The 18,872-nt window shown below is 68.2% G+C and carries 14 protein-coding genes; 3 read left to right on the top strand and 11 right to left on the bottom strand.

Going from position 1 to position 18,872, the window contains the following annotated elements; all coding sequences use genetic code 11:
* Positions 1 to 71 precede the first annotated feature (71 nt).
* Both KBY96_RS06435 and KBY96_RS06440 read right to left on the bottom strand, forming a co-directional pair.
* Positions 72 to 464: an STAS domain-containing protein gene (locus KBY96_RS06435; RefSeq protein ID WP_254978524.1), complete on the bottom strand. Its 393-nt coding sequence runs from the start codon at positions 462 to 464 to the stop codon at positions 72 to 74.
* 109 nt (positions 465 to 573) lie between these two features.
* Positions 574 to 1,005 carry an ATP-binding protein gene (locus KBY96_RS06440; protein WP_254978526.1) on the bottom strand — a complete coding sequence of 144 codons (432 nt, stop codon included), beginning with the start codon at positions 1,003 to 1,005 and terminating at the stop codon, positions 574 to 576.
* A gap of 154 nt (positions 1,006 to 1,159) precedes the next feature.
* Between KBY96_RS06440 and KBY96_RS06445 the strand changes: the two genes are divergently transcribed.
* On the top strand, positions 1,160 to 2,278 hold the full coding sequence (locus KBY96_RS06445; protein WP_254978527.1) for an FAD-dependent oxidoreductase: 1,119 nt from the start codon (positions 1,160 to 1,162) through the stop codon (positions 2,276 to 2,278).
* Between the two features lie 13 nt (positions 2,279 to 2,291).
* On the opposite strand, the gene ndk is transcribed toward KBY96_RS06445, so the two are convergent.
* The 3 genes from ndk to KBY96_RS06460 form a co-directional block, all read right to left on the bottom strand.
* Complete coding sequence (gene ndk, locus KBY96_RS06450; RefSeq protein ID WP_254978529.1) at positions 2,292 to 2,750, bottom strand: nucleoside-diphosphate kinase; 459 nt, start codon at positions 2,748 to 2,750, stop codon at positions 2,292 to 2,294.
* Between the two features lie 67 nt (positions 2,751 to 2,817).
* Positions 2,818 to 4,671 carry an adenylate/guanylate cyclase domain-containing protein gene (locus KBY96_RS06455; RefSeq protein ID WP_254978531.1) on the bottom strand — a complete coding sequence of 618 codons (1,854 nt, stop codon included), beginning with the start codon at positions 4,669 to 4,671 and terminating at the stop codon, positions 2,818 to 2,820.
* On the bottom strand, positions 4,668 to 5,237 hold the full coding sequence (locus KBY96_RS06460; RefSeq protein WP_254978663.1) for a FecR family protein: 570 nt from the start codon (positions 5,235 to 5,237) through the stop codon (positions 4,668 to 4,670). Before KBY96_RS06460 ends, KBY96_RS06455 begins: the two co-directional genes overlap by 4 nt.
* A gap of 381 nt (positions 5,238 to 5,618) precedes the next feature.
* On the opposite strand from KBY96_RS06460, the gene speA reads away from it, so the two are divergent.
* Positions 5,619 to 7,655, top strand: coding sequence for a biosynthetic arginine decarboxylase (speA, locus tag KBY96_RS06465; RefSeq protein ID WP_254978533.1), 2,037 nt, complete (start codon positions 5,619 to 5,621; stop codon positions 7,653 to 7,655).
* 40 nt (positions 7,656 to 7,695) lie between these two features.
* Here the strand turns inward: speA and KBY96_RS06470 are convergent, their stop codons facing one another.
* Together KBY96_RS06470 and KBY96_RS06475 are read right to left on the bottom strand one after the other, a co-directional pair.
* Complete coding sequence (locus KBY96_RS06470) at positions 7,696 to 8,079, bottom strand: DUF3307 domain-containing protein (protein WP_254978535.1); 384 nt, start codon at positions 8,077 to 8,079, stop codon at positions 7,696 to 7,698.
* A 110-nt stretch (positions 8,080 to 8,189) separates the two neighbouring features.
* Entirely contained in the window at positions 8,190 to 8,870 is a 681-nt protein-coding gene (locus tag KBY96_RS06475) for an SIMPL domain-containing protein (protein ID WP_254978537.1), read from the bottom strand.
* Between the two features lie 174 nt (positions 8,871 to 9,044).
* On the opposite strand from KBY96_RS06475, the gene KBY96_RS06480 reads away from it, so the two are divergent.
* Positions 9,045 to 10,523 (top strand): mechanosensitive ion channel family protein, encoded by a 1,479-nt coding sequence (locus tag KBY96_RS06480; protein ID WP_254978539.1) that lies wholly within the window; start codon positions 9,045 to 9,047, stop codon positions 10,521 to 10,523.
* Positions 10,524 to 10,536: 13 nt separating this feature from the next.
* Here KBY96_RS06480 and KBY96_RS06485 read toward each other — a convergent pair whose 3' ends face one another.
* The 4 genes from KBY96_RS06485 to glsA all read right to left on the bottom strand — a co-directional run bounded on the left by KBY96_RS06485 (position 10,537) and on the right by glsA (position 18,545).
* A complete protein-coding gene (locus tag KBY96_RS06485) occupies positions 10,537 to 11,319 on the bottom strand; it encodes a hypothetical protein (protein WP_254978541.1) in 783 nt (260 codons plus the stop codon).
* Between the two features lie 145 nt (positions 11,320 to 11,464).
* Complete coding sequence (locus KBY96_RS06490; RefSeq protein ID WP_254978543.1) at positions 11,465 to 13,381, bottom strand: CHASE2 domain-containing protein; 1,917 nt, start codon at positions 13,379 to 13,381, stop codon at positions 11,465 to 11,467.
* A 511-nt stretch (positions 13,382 to 13,892) separates the two neighbouring features.
* Positions 13,893 to 16,634, bottom strand: a complete 2,742-nt coding sequence (gene alaS / locus KBY96_RS06495; protein ID WP_254978544.1) for an alanine--tRNA ligase — start codon at positions 16,632 to 16,634, stop codon at positions 13,893 to 13,895.
* Between the two features lie 45 nt (positions 16,635 to 16,679).
* Positions 16,680 to 18,545, bottom strand: coding sequence for a glutaminase A (gene glsA, locus KBY96_RS06500; RefSeq protein ID WP_254978545.1), 1,866 nt, complete (start codon positions 18,543 to 18,545; stop codon positions 16,680 to 16,682).
* Positions 18,546 to 18,872: the final 327 nt, after the last annotated feature.

The following is an 18,872-nucleotide window of genomic DNA, read 5'->3' on the forward strand; positions in this document are numbered from 1 at the left end:
TTGGCCTGATCCTATGGACAGGGCCACCCAGGGGGCAGGGGTGTTCAGCAGACAGCCCCGAGGCGATCGCCTCAGCTCTGATCGGGATCCGTGAGCTTGCGTTGCATGGAGTCGAGATAGGTATCGAGCTCCGCCGCACTGGCGAACACCGAACCGACATCCACCGCCCGCACAATGTCGAAGACCTTCTGCACCGCGGGCCGGGCGTCCACGAACAGGGCGCGACCCTGCCGCTCCTTCATCGCCTTCTGAGCCATGAACAGCGATCTCAGCCCCATGCTGCTGATGTAAACCAGCTCAGCGAGATTGAAAACGAGCAGCTCGAACGACTCCTGCCACAGCGACAGCAGTTGCTGATCCAGCTGGTCTGCCGACTCATTGTCGAGACGGCCCTGCAGTCGCACGCTGCGGACCCCCGGCTGTGCGGCCTGCGCTGACCGCTCGATGACGACGACGAGAGCCATGGCAGCAGACCGGAACGATCCGGAACCCCAAGGAGCCCAACGGTAGACGGGCCTTCAGCCCCTGGCAGTTGGCTGCGACCCAGGCTCGCTCCGCCAGCCGACCAGGGGCCTAGGCGTCAGGGAGCGCCTGGGGCTGGTGTCGCTTTCGGAGTGTGAGCAGGTTCCTGCCGTCGCGGTAGTCGTAGGCCATCTCGTCCGCCAGCATCTGCAGCAGGTGGATCCCCAGGCCTCCAGCGCAGCGCTCCTCCACGGGAGCGCTGAGGTCTGGTGGCGCCACGGCACAGGGATTGAAGGGTGGACCTTCGTCCTCGAAGCGGATCTCCACCCCATCGCCACCGCAGCAGCCAACGATCCGGATCACCGACTGCGCGTCGGGCGCGAGAGCGTGGCAGACGATGTTCATCAACACCTCCTCGGCCAGAAGCCGCCACTCGCCGAGGTCGTCGCCGCCGACACCAGCCGCGCCGAGCCACCCCTCAAGGGCGTTCAGGACCTTTGGTATCGCGGCGGGATCCGCAGTGGTGCTGAGGGTGGTGCGCATGCCTGGGGCTGGGGGAGCCCACGGCGTCAAGACTGACTGGTGCGCTGGATGGAACGCGCCGGATGATCGGTGCTGGATGGGACCCATGTGAGCTGAACCGTCAACCTAGCTTCGGAAGCTGGCTGAGAGACCCAGGGGGGCGGTGACAGCCGAGATGGCCCACGAAACGATCCTGATTCTCGGTGGCGGGCTGATGGGCCTGACCATCGCCCACCAGGTTGCCCGCCGCGGCCTGCCGGTGACGGTGCTGAGCCGGAGCCGCCGGGAGGCGGCCGGCTTCGTGGCCGCCGGGATGCTGGCCCCCCACGCCGAGGGCCTCAGCGGCGAGCTGCTGGCCCTGGGCCAGGCCAGCCTCGAGCGCATCCCCGCCTGGGTGGAGCAGGTGGAAGGCGACAGCGGGCTGGGCTGCGGTCTGAGGCCCTGCGGGATCGTGGTGCCCTGCGCCGGCAGCGCCGAGGCGGAGGCCTATCCCACCGCCGCCCATGGCCAGCTGCTGGAGCGCGCCGCGCTGGAACACCAGGTGCCCGGCATCGGCCCCAGCTGGCAGGCGGGGCTGCTGTTCATGCAGGACGGCCAGATCGACAACCGCCGCCGGCTGATGCGGGCGCTGGAGCGGGCCTGCACCGGCCTCGGGGTGGGCTTCGAGGAGGGCACCGAGGTGGAGGCGCTGCAGCGGGATGGCAGCGGTGCCCTCGCGGGCGTGGCGCTGCGCCGCGCAGATGGCAGCCGCCACGGCCTGCCCTGCCGCCGGGCGGTGCTGGCCTGCGGAGCCTGGAGCGCCGAACTGCTGCCGGAGCTGCCGGTGTTCCCGGTGAAGGGCCAGATGCTGTCGCTGCAAGGACCACGCCAGGCCCTGCGGCGGGTGATCTTCGGGCCCGGCACCTACCTGGTGGGCCGCGAGGACGGCCTGCTGGTGGTGGGGGCCACCAGCGAGCCCGCAGCCGGCTTCGCCGACGGCCTCACCCCGGCCGGCCAGCGGCAGCTGGAGGGTGGCATCGCGGCCCTGCTGCCCGAGGCTGCCGGCTGGCCGCCGATGGAGCGCTGGTGGGGGTTCCGGCCATGTACCCCCGACGAGGGGCCCCTGCTCGGCCCGGGACCCATCCCCGGCCTGCTGCTGGCCACCGGCCACCACCGCAACGGCGTGTTGCTGGCGGCGATCACCGGCGCGCTGCTGGCACAGCAGCTCTGCCCGGACCAGCCCAGCGGTGTGGAGCCGGCCATGGCGGCGAGGTTTCTGCGGGCCTTCCGCTGGGATCGCTTCGCGGCAGCCTGAGCCGCCCGACCGCTCAGCCCTCGACGCGCCAGACCTGATCGGCGGGGGTCCAGTCACTCAGTTCGGAGGGCTGGAACCACAGGCCGATCTCGAAGCTGGCGGTTTCGGGGGCGTCGGAGCCGTGGATCACGTTGCGGCCGATGTTCACGGCCAGATCGCCGCGGATGGTGCCGGGCTCGGCCTCCAGGGGCTTGGTGGCTCCGATGAGCTTGCGGGCGCTGGCGATCACCCCATCGCCCTCCCACACCATCGCCACCACCGGGCCGGAGGTGATGAACGCCACCAGGCCGGCGAAGAAGGGCCGCTCACGGTGCACGCCGTAATGCTCTTCGGCCAACTCCCGGCTGGGGGTGAGCTGCTTGAGGCCCACCAGCTTGAAGCCCTTGCGCTCGAAGCGCCCCAGGATCTCCCCCACCAGCCCCCGCTGCACGCCGTCGGACTTGATGGCGATGAAGGTGCGTTCGGCAGTCATGGGGGCGTTGACAGGGATCGCGCCATCGTGTGCGGCGGCCCTGCCGGTTGGCAAGCAACCGGCCTGCTCAGGGCGACAGCTGCAGGCTGACGTCTCGCTCCAGGCCGTACACCGCGATGGGCTCCGGCCAGCCCCTCAGGCACTGCTCTCCCAGGGATTTGAAGGGAAGGTCGGTGGGCAGCAAGGCCAGCAGCTCGCCGCTGAGCAGCAGGTCATAGTCGGGGAAGGCATGGCCGAGAGCCTCCAGGCGGCTGGCCACATTCACCGCCGCTCCCACCACGGTGAACTCCAGGTGCCGCTGACTGCCCAGGTTGCCGGCCATCACCTCGCCGATGTGGAGCCCCAGACGCTGGCGCAGGGGCGGCAGACCCTCGGCGGCCAGCTCCTGGTTGAGCGCGGCCAGGCGACCGCGCATGCCGATCACGGCCCGCAGCGCCGCCAGGGCCTCCTGCTGATCGCCCCGACTGCGGGGCACACCGAACTCCGCCATCAGGGCATCGCCGATGTACTTGTCCAGCAGCCCTCCCTCCGCCACCACCGCTGCACCGATGGCATCGAAGTAGCGATTCAGCAGCGCGAACAGGGCTGCGGGTTCCAGCCGCGAGCTCAGCGCCGTGAACCCCTCCAGATCGCTGAACAGCACCACGCAACGGCAGCGGGCCCCCTGCGCCTGGGTCCAGAAGGGTGCGGGGTCGCGCAGGATCTCATCGAGGAGAGCCGGATCCAGACGGCTGGCCAGCAGCTTCTGAAGCACGGCGCGCTGCCGCTGCTCCCGGCTCGCCTGGCCGGCGGCCCGCAGACCCGCCGCCAGGATGGGCGGAAGCGCCAGAGCCGAGGCGGGGGAGCGCACCAGCAACAGGCCCCAGAGCAGGGCCGAGAGGCACAGGGTGGCCACGGACAGGCCCGCACCCAGCAGCAGCGATCGCTGCGAACTGCCGCTGCGGGCCAGGGCCAGCGCGCTGATCGCCACCGTCAGCAGCAGCCAGGCCGCCGCCAGGGGAACGGGCAGAGGGCGGAGGCCCTGATCGCTGAGCACCGAGGCGATGGCCGCCGCCTGCACATCGGTGCCGCTCTGAGGTCCGAAGGGGGTCTCCAGCTGGTCTCCCAGGCCGGCGGTGGTGGCCCCGATCACCACGGTGCGATCCCGCCAGAACGCCGGATCGGCCTGGGGCAGCTGCCAGGCGCTCAGGCGCCGGATGCTGCCGACCGGGCCCGGGTAGTTGATGCCGAGCGGCGCCCGGGGAACTGGACGCCGGGCGGCTGCGTAGGCCAGAGGCGGCGGCAGGGGCGACTGAAAGCCCCCCAGGTGATCCTCCATCCAGGCCGCCCCGGGAATGGCAGTGGCCACACCCTGGGGGCTCTGCAGCACTGTGGTCAGCCCTTCACGGGGCGGTGGCAGCCCCGCGATCGCCCAGTCCTCCACGAGGCTGGGGCGCCGGAGACTACCCATCGCCAGACCCGGAGCGGGCCGCTCGACGGTCCACCCTGCCGCCAGCACCAGCTGCGATCGCCAGGGCTCCAGGCGCCGCCGAAACGTCGCATCGTCGCTCGGCCCGTAGCGGCTGGGTTCGGCCAGCACCACATTCAGCACCACCTGGCGGGCCCCTCGCTCGAGCAGCTGGGCCGCCAGTTCAGCCTGCAAGGCCCGGGGCCAGGGCCAGGGGCCCATATCCCTCCAGAGCGGCGACGCCTGGCGCTCCTCGGGCGTGAGCAGCTGATCCAGCGTCAGCGAGGGGCTGTCGATGGCCAGGATCACCACCTGCTCCGGGGCGGGACGTGCCCCTCGCAGCTGGAAGGCGAGCGCCTCGAGCTGGGCGTCGACAGCGCTCAGGCCTCGCCCCACGGGACTGGACGCCAGGGGCGGCAGGGCCAGCAGCGGCAGGACCAGGGGCAGGCCCCACAGCGGCGGGACTCCCCTCACCGCACCTGGATCCCCAGTTCCGCCTCGATCAGCGGCAGGGTCTCCATCGGCGTGTCGAAACCCTGCAGCAGCTCACTGCGGGCACTGCGCGCCGCCGCCTCCTCTCGGCTGAGACGCCGTGGCGGCTGCCAGGCGCCATCGCGGAAGGCCAGTTCCTCGCCACTGGTGAGAATCACGGTGTCGCCGGCATCGGTGACCACCCGCACCCGCCCCTCCCAGCTGAACAGGCGCAGGTCGTGCTCCGTGGCGTCCACGAACACCGTGGTGCCCTCGATCGAGGCGGTGGCGCTGCGGGTGCGCACCTCCAGCGGGCCGGAGCCGGGACGTCCCGGAGTGACCCAGGCGATGATCTGGCCGCGCTCGAGCGTCAGAGAGCTGGGTCGCACGCGCAGCAAGGCATCACCGCCGAGGCGGAAACTGCGGCCATCGGCCAGCTGCACCTGCAGGCGTCCCGGTTTGCTGGTGCGCACCAGGGAGTCGCGCATCAGGCGCTGACCGACCGCGGCAGGGCGCTCCTGTCCCCCCGGTGGCTGCACCCAGGCCGGACGGGTGGGAACGGCCACCACCTGGGGCAAGGGGCGTGCTCCCCCCGCCCGGACAGGGACCAAGGCCAGGTTGCCGGCGATGAGCAGCAGCACAGCCCCCACACCCGCGCCCCGGCGGCACGGCGGTGCGGGCAGAGGCGCGGGCCTGTCAAGCGGCATGGCTGTCACGCGATGGGGCTCCGGTACGCATGGTTGGCTCTGCTGCACGATGCGGGTGTTCAGGCGATACGGGAAGCCCTGTCCCGACAGCAGGCCCACCCTCCGCGATCCGACAGGGCCGTGCACGGGGCTGACAGAGAACCGACACCCGTGATCCCCCCAGGCCAGGCGGATCAGGATGCCGGGCAATCCACGTACATTCACCAATTGTTGCAACGAGCGGTGGACACCCCCCCAGTTCCGATGGTGCTCGCCGATCCTCCTCACCCCGATCGGCCTGACCAGGATCGGCACCCCACGGCGGCTGCGCCGCTCTGGAGCTCGGCCGACGGCGCCGCCCTCTATGGCCTGGATCGCTGGGGGGATCCCTACTTCTCGGTGAGCGAGCGCGGCCATGTGATGGTGCAGCCGCGGGGGGATCGCGGTGGCTCGCTCGATCTGGTGGAGCTGGTGGGGGAGTTGCAGGGGCGCGACCTGGGCCTGCCGCTGCTGATCCGCTTCGACGACATCCTCGAGGACCGGCTGGAGCGGCTGCACGCGGCCTTCGAGCGGGCCATCGCCCAGTACGGCTACCCCGGGCGCTACCAGGGGGTGTTCCCGGTGAAGTGCAACCAGCAGCGCCACGTGGTGGAGCAGTTGGTGGAAAGCGGCAAGCGCTGGCACTTCGGCCTGGAGGCCGGCAGCAAGGCCGAGCTGCTGATCGCCCTGTCCCTGCTCGACGACCCGCACGCCCTGCTGATCTGCAACGGCTACAAGGACCAGCGGTACATCGAGACGGCGATCCTCGCCCGCCAGCTGGGACGCCAGCCGGTGGTGGTGATCGAGCAGGCCGACGAGGTGCCGCGGATCATCGCCGCCAGCCATGCCCTGGGAGCCGCCCCCCTGATCGGCATCCGCGCCAAACTGGCCACCCGCAGCACCGGTCGCTGGGGCAGCTCGGTGGGAGAGCGGGCCAAGTTCGGGCTTTCGGTGCCAGACCTGCTGGCCTGCGTGGAGGCCCTCGATCAGGCCGGCCTGCTGGGCGACCTGCGGCTGCTGCACTTCCACATCGGCAGTCAGATCAACGACATCGCCGTTCTCAAGGACGCCCTGCAGGAGGCCGGTCGGATCTATGTGGAGCTCACCCGCCTGGGGGCGCCGATGGGCTATCTCGATGTCGGCGGTGGCCTGGCGATCGACTACGACGGCAGCCGCACCGCCACCGCCGCCTCCAGGAACTACTCGCTCCAGAACTACGCCAACGACGTGGTGGCCACGGTGCGCGAGTGCTGCGAGCCCCACGGCGTCACGCCGCCCAGCCTGGTGAGCGAGAGCGGCCGGGCGATCGCCAGCCACTTCTCGGTGCTGGTGTTCAACGTGCTGGGGGCCGCTGCCCTGGCCGGGGCGGTGCCTCAGGCCGCGGGGGAGGAAGCGCTGATCCTGCGCAATCTGCGCGACACCCTGCACACCATCGAGGCCTGGCGGGCCCGGGGTGGCGAAGACGACGCGAGCGCGGGGGTGGGCGCCGCTGCGGCGAGCGGCGGCCTGGAGCACCTGCAGGAGGCCTGGAACGACGCGCTCAAGTTCCGCGATGACGCCCTGGCGGCGTTCCGGCTGGGCTACCTGAGCCTGCCGGAGCGGGGACGGGCCGAGCAGCTCACCTGGGCCTGCTGCCAGGCGATCGCCGATCACCTGGCGGCGCTGCCCGCGGAGGCGCCAGTGCCGGAGGAGCTGCGCGCCCTGCCGGCCGTGCTGGCCGGCACCTACCACGCCAACCTCTCGGTGTTCCGCTCCGCACCCGACACCTGGGCGATCGACCAGCTGTTTCCGGTGCTGCCCCTGCAGCGCCTGCACGAGCGGCCCCTGCGGCTGGGCAGCTTCGCTGATCTCACCTGCGACTCCGACGGCAAGCTGGCCCGCTTCATCGACCGGGGGCAGGTGAAGCCGCTGCTGGAGCTGCATGACCTGAGGCCAGGTGAGCCCTACTGGATGGGACTGTTTCTGGCCGGGGCCTACCAGGAGGTGATGGGCAACCTGCACAACCTGTTCGGCAGCACCAATGCGGTGCACATCCGCCTGGCGGCCGGCGGCGGCTACCAGGTGGACCACGTGGTGCACGGTGACACCAACGCCGAGGTGCTGGAGGCGATGGAGCACGATCCCGAGCTGCTGCTGGAGCGGCTGCGGATGGCCAGCGAGGCGGCGATCGCCAGTGGTCGCCTGGGAATCGGTGACGCCAGGCGGCTGATGGCCCACCTCAGATCGAGTCTGGAGCAGACGACCTATCTCGAGGACGAATGAAATCTGGACAGTGGCGTGCCGAGGGCAGCGTGGGGCTGCATCACACCAGGCGCAGCAGGCCCGTGAGGCCCAGCCAGCCGTTGGCCAGCATCACCAGCACCCACACAAGTTTGCAGATGAGATGCAGCAGCTGATCGAAGCCAAGACTGTAGCGATGGCGGCACTTGCCATCGTCGATCAGCATGTGCACCACCCATTCCGCCAGGCCCAGCCACACCACGCCGGTGAGCACGGCTACAAAAAAGCCATGGATGGCGGCATGGGAGAGCAACCACCACTGCCACGGCAAGGTGCAGTCCTTGCCCCGGCACTTCTCCGTGGCCATGCGGTCACTCTGCAGGCCGAAATCGGCCAGGAAATGGCCCATGGCCAGCAGCAGGAACGACTGGACCCCAGCCTGGAGGACAACGCTGGGGGTGGCCATTTAGCGGGTGATTGTGTTTAGGCATTTTGCCCCATTGTCAAGGTGGACGGCTCAGGCCGGGGCCCAGCCATGCCCCGGCCTGAGCCAGCGGTTCCGAAGCGCTCACCGCATCAACGGGCGCAGAATCGTACCGACAACTGCACACGGTCGATGGGCTGGGGCAGTTCGTCGGGGTCGAACTCCGGCGCTGAGGCCATGTCCCGCTGAGCCGCAGCCATGGGCACCGGGCGAAAGGCCGACTCGATCTGCACGTGCAGCGGTGCAGGGCTACCCACGCCGATCGCCTCGGCCATCTCCCGGGCCTGGGCCAGGGCGTCCTGGTAGGCGGCCCGCAGCAGCTGGGGCCTCACCACCGCGGCTTGGGCGTCATCGGCCACAGCGCTCACCGGTGCCAGGCTGACGCCGGGGAGACCGCCCACCTCCCGCACCAGGGCCTGCAGCCGGGCCGGCTGCAGCTCGCCGCTCACCCGCAGGCTGGCGTGCGCCACGGGGGCCCGGCCACGCTCTGCCGGCCGCATGAAGGTGGACGGGGAGGTGACATCCAGCTCCTTGACGTCGAGGCGCTGCAGCGCTGAGCGCACCGCAGCCAACCGCTGCTGCAGCAGGCCGAGGGCCTCATCCGTCGAGGCGCCCTCGGCCTCCAGAGCCAGGGAGAGGCGGAGGCGCTGGATCGGGCGTTTCTGCTCGGCACTGCCCTGGGCCTCCAGCAGGGTGCCATCACAGCGCAGCTGCACCTGCTGGGCGTGGGTGGGGGTGAGGCCGGAGCTGAAGCTGACGCCGAAGGCAGCCACAACGCCAGCGGGGCCAGCCCAGCGATGGGGTCGAAACAGCAGCGATGACACGGGGCTTGGTCTCCACCGGGGGGATGCAGATCTCTACCACCGCTTCGATCGCTCGACCTAGCCTGCCGGCGAGCCGAACTGCGCCGGCCGCGAGATCCACCACCGTTCCCGTTCACTGCCCGGATGCCACTTCTGCAGGTGTGGCTCGCCGCCATCACGCTCCTGGCCCTGCTGCTGCCCCTGCAGCAGGGCGCACGCCGCCTCGGACTGCCAAAGCTTCCCGTGGGACTGGCCGCAGCCGTTCTGCTGGCCTGGGCCCTGGTGGAATCCCTGCCCCAGGGGCTCCCGCCCCACCCCTACCGCCCCTGGATCCTGATCACCGACAAGCTGCTGGTCAGCTACCTGGGGATCAGGCTTCTGCTGTGGTTGACCGTGGAACTGCCGGCAGCCCTGGGCTGGCGGAAACCCCCGCCCCAGATCCTGGTGCAGTTGCTGATGCTCGGCGGCTCCGGCCTCGCCACCGTGATCGTGCTGAGGGAGCTGGCCCGCTTCGATGTGGTGGGCCTGGTGACCACATCAGCCGTGCTCACGGCCGTGCTGGGGCTGGCGGCGCAGGAACCCCTGAAGGATCTGTTCGCCGGGCTGGAACTGCAGCTCGACGACATCTTCAAGGTGGGCGACTTCATCCAGGTTGGCGAGCAGCACCAGGGGGTGGTGGTGTCGGTGAACTGGCGGGACACCTGCCTGAGAGACGTCAAGGGCGCCCTGGTGGTGGTGCCCAACACCATGGTGACCGAGGCGGTGGTGGAGAACTTCTGCCGCTACGGCTCGATGGGCAACCGCTTCAGCATCGGCCTGGACTACGCCCTGCCACCGGCCCAGGCCCACACGTTGGTGCTGGACGTGCTCAACCGGCATCCGGACGTGCTGAGCCTGCCCCCTCCCGCGGTGCGGGTGGAGAGTTTCGGCGAGAGCGCGATCACCTATGAGATTCTGGTTTTCCAGATGCCGGGAAACTCCGCGGATCTGCTCAACCTGCGCAGTGAGCTGCTCGGCCAGATCTGGTATTCCCTGGAGCGAAACGGTCAGAGCGTGCCCTATCCGGTTCGCGAACTGCGGCCCAAGCGCACGCCGAAGGACAGCAACCACCCCACCCGGCTGGCGACCGGTGAGCGCATCGCTCTGCTGGGGAGGAATCCGCTGTTCGGCGCGCTCAACGACGACGAACTCGCCAGCCTGGCCCAGCAGGCCGATTGCCTGAGGTTCTCCCCCGCCGAAGCCGTGGTTCAGGAAGGTGCTCCCGGCCATTCCCTCTACCAGCTGGTGAGCGGCCGGGTGGAGGTGCGGAAACGCCAGGCCAGTGGCGCCATGGTGCCCGTGGCTCAGCTCAGCCCCGGCGACATCTTCGGAGAGATGTCGCTGCTCACCGACAGCCCCCGCAGTGCCAGCGTGGTGGCGATCGACGAATGCGTGATGCTGAAGGTGGCCCAGCAGCACGTGGCCCCTCTGCTGCAGAAGAACCCTGCCCTGTTGGATGAGCTGGCACGCTTGGTGACGGCCCGGCGCAACCAGTTAGAGGATCTGCACTCGGAAACAGTGATCGCCCAGGAAAACCAACTGCTGAAACGCATGAAGCAGATCTTCGCCACCCGCATCTGGTGAGCGGGAGAAAGCGTCACTCGCAGCGGGAGATCGATTCCTGGATCCTTTCGGCCACACCGGGGGGCAGGGCGAGCTTGTCATCGGTGAAGCGGTTCAGGGCCGCCAGCAACTGGGTGCGGCTCAGCACGGCCTGCTGCATGAAGTCACCCTCCAGGCTGAACTGGGCTACCTCGCAGCCGCAGATGTAGGTGGTGCGGCCACTCGGGTCACCATCGACCACCGGAATCGAGCTGCCGGGGGGTCGCCCAGGAGGGTCCTGGGCGCGCCGAGGAGGTTCAGCACGCTGCGCCAGGAGGTCACCGTCGGCCACCTGCAGGGAACTGCGGGGAGTGTCGCTGGCGGGGGAAGGGGTCGTGCCGTCCCCGGGTGCGGACTGAAGGCGCTGCTCCTCGTAGCCATCCGGCTCTCCCACGTAGGCCACGCCCTCGAGGGTGATCACGTTGAAGGAACCCTGCTCGCGCTGCACGATGGTGGTGGTGCCTTTCACCCCGAGCACCTTGGTGCCCAGGCAGGTTCTCTGAGGGCCGCTCATCAGCACCGCACCGCGATCGAGGCGCAGACACTCGCTGCCCACGTTCAGCACGCTCGAGCGCCCCATGAACCCCACCGTGCGGCCGTCGAAGAGAAGCTCGGCGCGGCTGCGGCCCGTGCGCAGCTGCTGGCCGGAACGGGCGACGTTGCCCGGCTTGGCGGTGCGGCCATTGATGAACACCTCACTGCCATCGATCACGCGCTTGATCTGGGCGGACTGGATGACCGCCGCCCGGGCGGGTGCTGGGGCAATGGCGGTGAGCATGGCCGTGGCCAGGGCGATGACGCCGGAATGTCCGAGCCGAAACCGTTGGCCCGCTGGCACACAACGAACAACAGAACGGACAACTCTGGCGCCCATGGATGGGGTGCGCATGGATGGGACCGGCCGGTGATCGTTGCAATCAATCCTAGGAGACCTGTCCGGCGCTGGCATCAGCGTCAGCACGTCCGATCAGGGTGAACAGTTCCTGGCTGCCCTGACCGCGGACCTCGTAGTCGCCGAGTGTCTGAATGTTCCACTCCTGGCGGGCCTGAGCGGCCACGACCTGGTTCACCACCACGCCGCTGTCCGCCTCCTTGGCCACCGACTCAAGACGACTGGCCATGTTCACGGTGTCGCCGATCATCGTGTAATCCATGCGGCTGGCGCACCCGATGTTGCCGCTGATCACAGGCCCGCCGGAGAGCACCAACACATGCTCCCAGGGTTCGCGGCCCTCGGAGATCCAGCGTTGATTGAGCTCCGCGAAGGCGCCTTGAATCTCGGTGACGGCCTCGAGCGCTGCCTGCACTTCATTCTCCAGACCCCGGCTCAGGGGAACCCCGAAAACCGCCAGCACCGCATCGCCCATGTACTTGTCGATCGTGGCGCCATGGCGCTGGAGCACACCCACAAGGACGGCGAAATACTCGTTCAGCTGAGCCACCAATTCGCTGGCCCGGCCCTCCTGGCTCATCTGGGTCGTGCGCTGGGTGAAGCCACGGACATCGCACAGAAACACCACCACCTCCGACACCCGCCCACCCAGCAGCTCATCAGCTTCCTCGGGCTGGCTGGCGATCTGGGCCGCCACGGCCGGAGACAGATAGCGCTCGAGCATGCGCCGCAGGCGCAGCCGGTTGAGCTGCAGGCGCACGGTGGCCTCCCCCGCGCTCACCAGGCCGGTGGCGAGGGTGAACCCCGACAGACCCACCAGCACGATGCCCATTCCCTTGGAACTGATCAGGATCAGGGCCACCAGAAACAACACACCGGCGATCAGCGCCAGGGTGCCCAGTCGCGCCTGGGGTTGCTCCCAGCGCGTGGAGAGCAGGCCCAGCAACAGCACCCCCAGGCCGAGCAGCGGAGCCCAGAGCGGTGAGGTGAAGGGCACGAACAGGGCCCGGCCCTCGAGACGGTTGGCGATCTCGGCGGCGTGAATCTCTACCCCGGGCATGCCCTCCGCCCCGGCGAAAGCGGTGCGATGGATGTCCTGCAGCACACTGGCGGTGGGGCCGATCAGCACCACCTGATCCTTGAGGACTCCACGCTCCAGCAACTGCTCGAAGCTGGCCGTCTCCAGCACCTCCCAGATGGAGATGGTGGGGATGGTGCGGGCGGGTCCGTAGGGGTCGACCAGAGGGCGCCAGGAGGCCACCAGACGGGGTGGGGGCAGTTCTTCGAGAGCGCCCTTGCCGATCAGCCGATCCGCCAGACCGGGAGGCACATCCAGCGCCCCGCTCTGGCGCAGCTGTTCGGCATAGGTGGTGGGCCGGAGGCGGATGTAACCGTCGGGGTCCTGAAGGCCATTGAGCAGACCGGAACTGGCGTCACCGGCCGCGGCACTGAGCTGGTCGATCGGGCTGCTGAGGGTCAGTCCCCCCACCCGTCCCCGGGATTCGAACACCTGGGCCCCAAGCACCACCTTGCCCTGATGACGGCTCAGGGCCCGGGCGAAACGGTCGTCGTCGTTGGGGCCGTGGCTGCTGGGGCCATCGAAGAGAAGGTCGAAGCCCACCGCCAGCGCTCCGGCGGCGAACAGGCGCTCCAGCACGCGGTCGTAGATGGCGCGGGGCCAGGGCCAGCTCACCAGCCGACTCAGCTCGGGATCCGCACTGAGATCGGCATTCGCCCCCTGCACGAGGCTGTGGTCGTCGATGGCGACGATCACCACCCCATCCGGCGGCTGTCTGGGTCCCCGCAGCTCCTGGGTGCGGGTGGCCACCATCAGCTGCCACTGGTCGTAGGTGTTGGCGAACACGGCAAACCCCACCGTGCAGGCGGAGGCCCAGACCACGAACACCAGGTGGCGGCGAAGCCAGCGGAACGGACGGGCCTGGATCACGGATTGACCTGGATCACGGGACGGACCTGAGGGGAGATGGGGAGCCTGCGGGAGAGGGCGGACGGCGCCCAGCCACCAGGCCGAGGCGATGATCCCAGCGCCGATCGGGAGCGGGGTCTGTCGCCGCGACTACGGCTGGTGGGCTGAGGGGATGGAGGATCGCCAGCCCCGCCAGGCCATTGCCTACGCCTATCACAACTACGCCATCACCCAGGAACTGGAGCCTGGACAAGAGGCTTCAACGGACCTTGGCTTCGATCACCCCAGGAGAGAACGTTCCAGTCAGACTTGGCATACCTTGGAGCGAATTCAGCAGCGCATACCCAATCCGTTTCAGGAATTGAAGCGCCGCACAAAAATCTCGATCCCAAAGACCCGGCGGGCTACGACGCAGAGAACAGGATGGCGATTCGGCGCCCAGGCCCCCTGTTCGGCCACCTGAACCATGGGCAGCTGGCCGACATCGCTGCCCTGAACCCCTGCCTGCGCTTCGCACCCCTGCCTGCGCTGCTCAGCCTTGGGCCGCCCCCAGCTCAGCCAGGAGAGCAGTGCGCGCCCCCTCCAAGGCCCCATCCAGGGCGGCGCCGTCGCGGCCGCCGGCCTGGGCCAGGTTGGGCCGGCCGCCGCCGCCGCCGCCGCAGGCCTTGGCCACACCGCCGATGAAGGCCCCGGCTTTCGGGCCGGCAGCGATCACCGCCTTGCCGAAGGCCGCCACCAGGATCACCTTGCCCAGGTCGGCCGGATCGGGCAGGCCGCCGAGCACCACCGCGGCGCTGTCGCCGAGCTGGTCGGCCAGGCCCTGGGCGGCACCCTGCAGGCCAGCCCCATCCACGCCGTCGAGGCGGGCCACCAGCAGCTGGAAGGCCTGGCCATCAGCGCCGGCACCTGACGTTGGCAGCACCGCTTCGGCACGGGCCGCCAGAGCCGCCGCCTTGGCCACCGCCAGCTCGCCGCGGGCCGCCGCCAGGGCTTTTTGCGTGGCCTTGAGCTCCTCGGCCAACTGGGCCACCCGCTCCACGATCTCGCCGGGCTGGGCCTTGAAGCGCTCGGCCAGGGGCTTCACCACCGCCTCGCGCTCCTTGAGATAGGCCAGCACCGCCGGACCGGCCACCGCCTCGATGCGGCGGATGCCGGCGGCCACGCCGCTCTCGCCCACGATCTTGAACACACCGATCTCGGCGGTGTTGGCCACATGGGTGCCGCCGCAGAGCTCCATCGACACGCCGGGCACATCCACCACCCGCACCACATCGGCGTATTTCTCGCCGAACATCGCCACGGCGCCGGCGGCCTTGGCCGTCTCGATCGCCATCTCCGCCACCTCGAGGCTGTGGGCCTCGGCGATCCAGCCGTTGATCAGCGCCTCGATCTGCTCGAGCTCCTCGGGCGTCACGGCCCGGGGGCAATGGAAATCGAAGCGCAGGCGATCGAAGTCCACCAGCGAGCCCGCCTGGCCGATGCCCGGATCCACCACCTGCTTGAGCGCAGCCTGCAGCAGGTGGGTGGCCGTGTGGTTGGCCTGGGCCCGGCGCCGGCAGGCCGCATCCACCCGGGCGGTGAGCAGGTCGCCCACGGCCACGCTGCCCCGATCGATGCGGCCGCTGTGCACGAACACCGAGCGGTTGCGGCTCACCCCGGCGATGCTCACGATCACCCCCGCATCCACGCTGGTCTGGTCGCCGCCGCCCAGCAGCACGCCCCGGTCGCCCACCTGGCCGCCGCCCTCGCCGTAGAAGGGGGTGACATCGAGCACCAGCTGCACGTCGTCGCCAGCCGCGGCGCGCTCGGCCGGCTGGCCATTCACCACCAAGGCGAGCACGCAGCTGGGGTGCTCCAGGGCTTCATAGCCCTTGAAGGCGGTGGCTTCAACGGCGGAGGCCACCTGATCAATGGCCTCCTGCAGGGTGAGGTCGATGCTCACCGCCGCCGCCTTGGCCCGCTGGCGCTGGGCCTCCATCGCCGCCTCGAAGCCGGCGGTGTCCACCGTGAGGCCGTGCTCCTCGGCGATCTCCTCGGTGAGCTCCAGGGGGAAGCCGTAGGTGTCGTAGAGCTCGAAGGCCTGCTCGCCGCTGATCTGCTGGGGCTGGGCGGCCAGCACCTCGGCCAGCAGCTTTTCGCCCCGCTCCAGGGTGTCCAGGAAGCGGGCCTCCTCGCGCTGCAATTCGGCCAGGATCACCTCACGCCGCTCCACCAGCTGGGGGTAGGCGCTCTGCATCAGCGCGATCGAGGCCTCACCCAAGGCCGTGAGGAAGGGTTTGGTGATGCCGAGCAGGCGGCCGTGACGCACCACGCGCCGCAGCAGCCGGCGCAGGATGTAGCCGCGGCCGAGATTGCTGGCGGTCACGCCATCGCCGATCAGCTGGGTGATCGCGCGCGAATGGTCGCCGATCACCTTGAGCGAGGTTTTGCCCTTCTCATCGAGGCTGCGGTAGTCCACGCCCGCCAGCTGCGCCGCCGTTTCAATCAACGGGTAAATCAGGTCGGTTTCGTAGTTGTTCGGCACGCCCTGCAGGATCTGGGCCATGCGCTCCAGCCCCAGACCGGTGTCGATGTTGCGGTTGGCCAGCGGCGTGAGGGTGCCCTCCGCGTCGCGGTTGTACTGCATGAACACCAGGTTGTAGAACTCGATGAAGCGGCTGTCGTCCTCCAGATCGATGCCGTCGTCACCGCGTTCGGGCTTGAAGTCGTAATAGATCTCCGAGCAGGGGCCGCAGGGGCCGGTGGGGCCGGAAGCCCAGAAGTTGTCGGCCTCATCCATGCGGATGATCCGCTTGGGATTCACGCCCACCAGGTCGCGCCAGATCGCCTCGGCCTCGTCGTCTTCGCGGAACACGCTCACCACCAGGTTGTTCGGCGAGAGGCCGAACACGCCGGTGCTCAGCTCCCAGGCCCACTGGATCGCCTGCTCCTTGAAGTAATCCCCGAAGGAGAAGTTGCCGAGCATCTCGAAGAACGTGTGATGCCGCGCCGTGCGGCCCACGTTCTCGATGTCGTTGGTGCGGATGCACTTCTGGGCGCTGGTGGCCCGCGGCGCCGGCCTCGGAGATTGGCCCAGGAACACCGGCTTGAAGGGCAGCATGCCGGCGATGGTGAGCAGCACCGTGGGGTCGTCCGGCACCAGCGAGGCGCTGGCCATCGGGGTATGGCCCCGTTGCTCGTAGAAATCAAGGAAGGCCGCGCGGATTTCGGCGCCGCTGCGGGGGCGCAGGGAGGGCTGACCCGAGGCCTGGGGAGAGGAAGGGGCAACGGCCATGGCGGAACGGGGGCGGATCCTTGCAAGGCATGATGGCTCAGCGCCTCAGTAGTGCTCCATCAGGGTGAGCTGAACGCTGGTCTGGCTGAGTTTTGTGCCCATGTCGCAGGTGAGGGCCTTGAGCAGGGAGATCACCACCTGTGGGTGGCTGTGGCTGAGGGCATCGAAATCATCCCGATGCAACACCCAGCATGCCCCCGCTTCTGTGGCGACGATGTCGGCCGTGCGCGGGTTCTGAGCAATGAAACCGATCTCACCGAAACAGAGCCCCGCGCCGAAGGTGGCTAACCGGGTGGAGTGGTGCACCCCATCGCCACTACTGATCTTGAGAGCGATGTCGAAGGATCCGGACTGAACCAGAAAAAGCTCGTCGCCAGGGTCCCCACCACGGATGACGACATCACCGGATTCAAACAATCTAAGGCTCATCCGCTCGGCCAGCACCACGCGATGCTCATCGGGGAGCTGGCCCAGAAAGCCCGGATACCGGGGATCGGCCAAAACCGTCACAGTCGCGGGGGGTGCCTCCGTGTCGTACAACGACAGCAGCATCTCCTCAGCCGCCTCGAGGGCTGAATCGAGATGCTCATAGGCTTCGACACGCTCAGTGATCCTCCAGTCAGGCATGCTGACCATGGGCAGCCTCCCGGCACGGGAGAGGAGAATATCCACCCCCTTGTCCTCCATGGAACAGAGCTGGCGATCCAGGAGGCCGGAGGATTCCACCGGACATTCCGTGACATGGGCCAGATCGAGAATCAAAATTCGCACCTTGTCCGACAGCTTCGCCAACTCTGCGGCCATCTGCTCGATTCCACCGAAATCAAGCACTCCCTGGACATGAATGATCTGCACTTCGTCGCGATGGGGGTCCAGGATCCGCAACTCCCGATCGCTGCGCCAGCGCCGTGACGTTCGCTGGGATCCCAGGTAAGAACGCCGGATGGTGGCATCCACTTGGTAGTATTGATTGAACAGGCTTAGCCCTACCCCTCTTGAGAGCTGCCGGCACACAGCTACGCCACGCACGCTGTTGCCGAAGCTGTCGAGCGAAGGGGAGTAGGTGGCGATGCCGAGCCGCCCCGGAATGACCGCCATAACCCCACCCGCCACGCCACTCTTGGCCGGAATACCCACATCATGGAGCCACTGGCCGGCAAAGTCATACATGCCGCAGGTCCCCATCAGGGCAAGAACCCGCACCGTGATCTCCGGGGAAATGGCCTGACCGCCGGTGAAGGGATTGCGCCCTTGGCAAGCCAGCGTCGTGGCCATCACCGCAAGGTCTCGACATGTGACGGAGATAGCACACTGGCGAAAGTAGAGATCCAGAGCCGGCTCCGGATCAGATTCAATGATGTTGAAATTACGAAGCAGATGGCCGATGGCCCGGTTGCGGTGGCCGGTCTCTTTCTCTGATCTATAAACATCGAAATTGATACTCAGCCGCCGTCCGGCCAGCTGCTCGAAATAATCAAGCAATTGCTCTTCGGAATTTCCAGGGAACGCATCACAGATCTGGGCCGATGCAGCGATGGCACCGGCATTGATCATGGGATTGCGCGGTTTTCCCGACTCCGGATCAAGGCTGATGGCGTTGAACGCATCACCAGAGGGCTCCACATCAATCTTGCTGGCAATGAACTCCAGGGAGAGCAGCTTCAATGCCAGCGCATAGATGAACGGCTTCGAAATTGATTGGATGGTGAACTCCTTTCTCGTTGCACCAACCTCATAGATTCTGCCACCGGGGGTGGCGATCACGATGCCAAAATCGTCAGGGCAAGCCTTGGCCAACTCAGGTATATAGTCGGCTACCCGGCCTTCATTCAAACCAGAATAAGCGTGGTACAGCTCTTCCAGCAGCTCCTGAATCACGTTGGCACTACACTGATGAACCTGCACGGTCATAGCCTCGCCAAGGCCGTCACATTACCAAACCCTGAAAGACCCAGATTGCTGTAGGAATTGCTACACCGGCTTCGAAAGGACTTGAAGGACATGTGGCGACGGCTGGCTGCATCACAACTCCTTCGCAGCAATCAGCCCGGTCTGGATGGTCCCCGGACCAGAAGGCACGGGCACAATCTGTGGTGATCCAGGGCGTCCTGCCCATCGGCACACCAGGGAGGGGAGATCCGCCCCGCCATACAGGCATCCAGGCTATGGCCACCCCAGGAGTCGAGCAGTCCGGCCTGGCGTCGCACATAGCGGCCAGGGCCTCGGGCGAGTCCAGCT

Source organism: Cyanobium sp. ATX 6A2 (assembly GCF_024346355.1).
GTDB lineage: Bacteria > Cyanobacteriota > Cyanobacteriia > PCC-6307 > Cyanobiaceae > NIES-981.

What these genes read in the sequence shown, in the direction of transcription:
- KBY96_RS06480 (WP_254978539.1), top strand. Translation starts at nt 9,045, where the DNA reads ATGCCACTTCTGCAGGTGTGGCTCGCCGCCATCACGCTCCTGGCCCTG.
- KBY96_RS06435 (WP_254978524.1), bottom strand. Translation starts at nt 464, where the DNA reads ATGGCTCTCGTCGTCGTCATCGAGCGGTCAGCGCAGGCCGCACAGCCG.
- KBY96_RS06445 (WP_254978527.1), top strand. Translation starts at nt 1,160, where the DNA reads ATGGCCCACGAAACGATCCTGATTCTCGGTGGCGGGCTGATGGGCCTG.
- KBY96_RS06440 (WP_254978526.1), bottom strand. Translation starts at nt 1,005, where the DNA reads ATGCGCACCACCCTCAGCACCACTGCGGATCCCGCCGCGATACCAAAG.
- KBY96_RS06470 (WP_254978535.1), bottom strand. Translation starts at nt 8,079, where the DNA reads ATGGCCACCCCCAGCGTTGTCCTCCAGGCTGGGGTCCAGTCGTTCCTG.
- glsA (WP_254978545.1), bottom strand. Translation starts at nt 18,545, where the DNA reads ATGACCGTGCAGGTTCATCAGTGTAGTGCCAACGTGATTCAGGAGCTG.
- speA (WP_254978533.1), top strand. Translation starts at nt 5,619, where the DNA reads ATGGTGCTCGCCGATCCTCCTCACCCCGATCGGCCTGACCAGGATCGG.
- alaS (WP_254978544.1), bottom strand. Translation starts at nt 16,634, where the DNA reads ATGGCCGTTGCCCCTTCCTCTCCCCAGGCCTCGGGTCAGCCCTCCCTG.
- ndk (WP_254978529.1), bottom strand. Translation starts at nt 2,750, where the DNA reads ATGACTGCCGAACGCACCTTCATCGCCATCAAGTCCGACGGCGTGCAG.
- KBY96_RS06485 (WP_254978541.1), bottom strand. Translation starts at nt 11,319, where the DNA reads ATGCTCACCGCCATTGCCCCAGCACCCGCCCGGGCGGCGGTCATCCAG.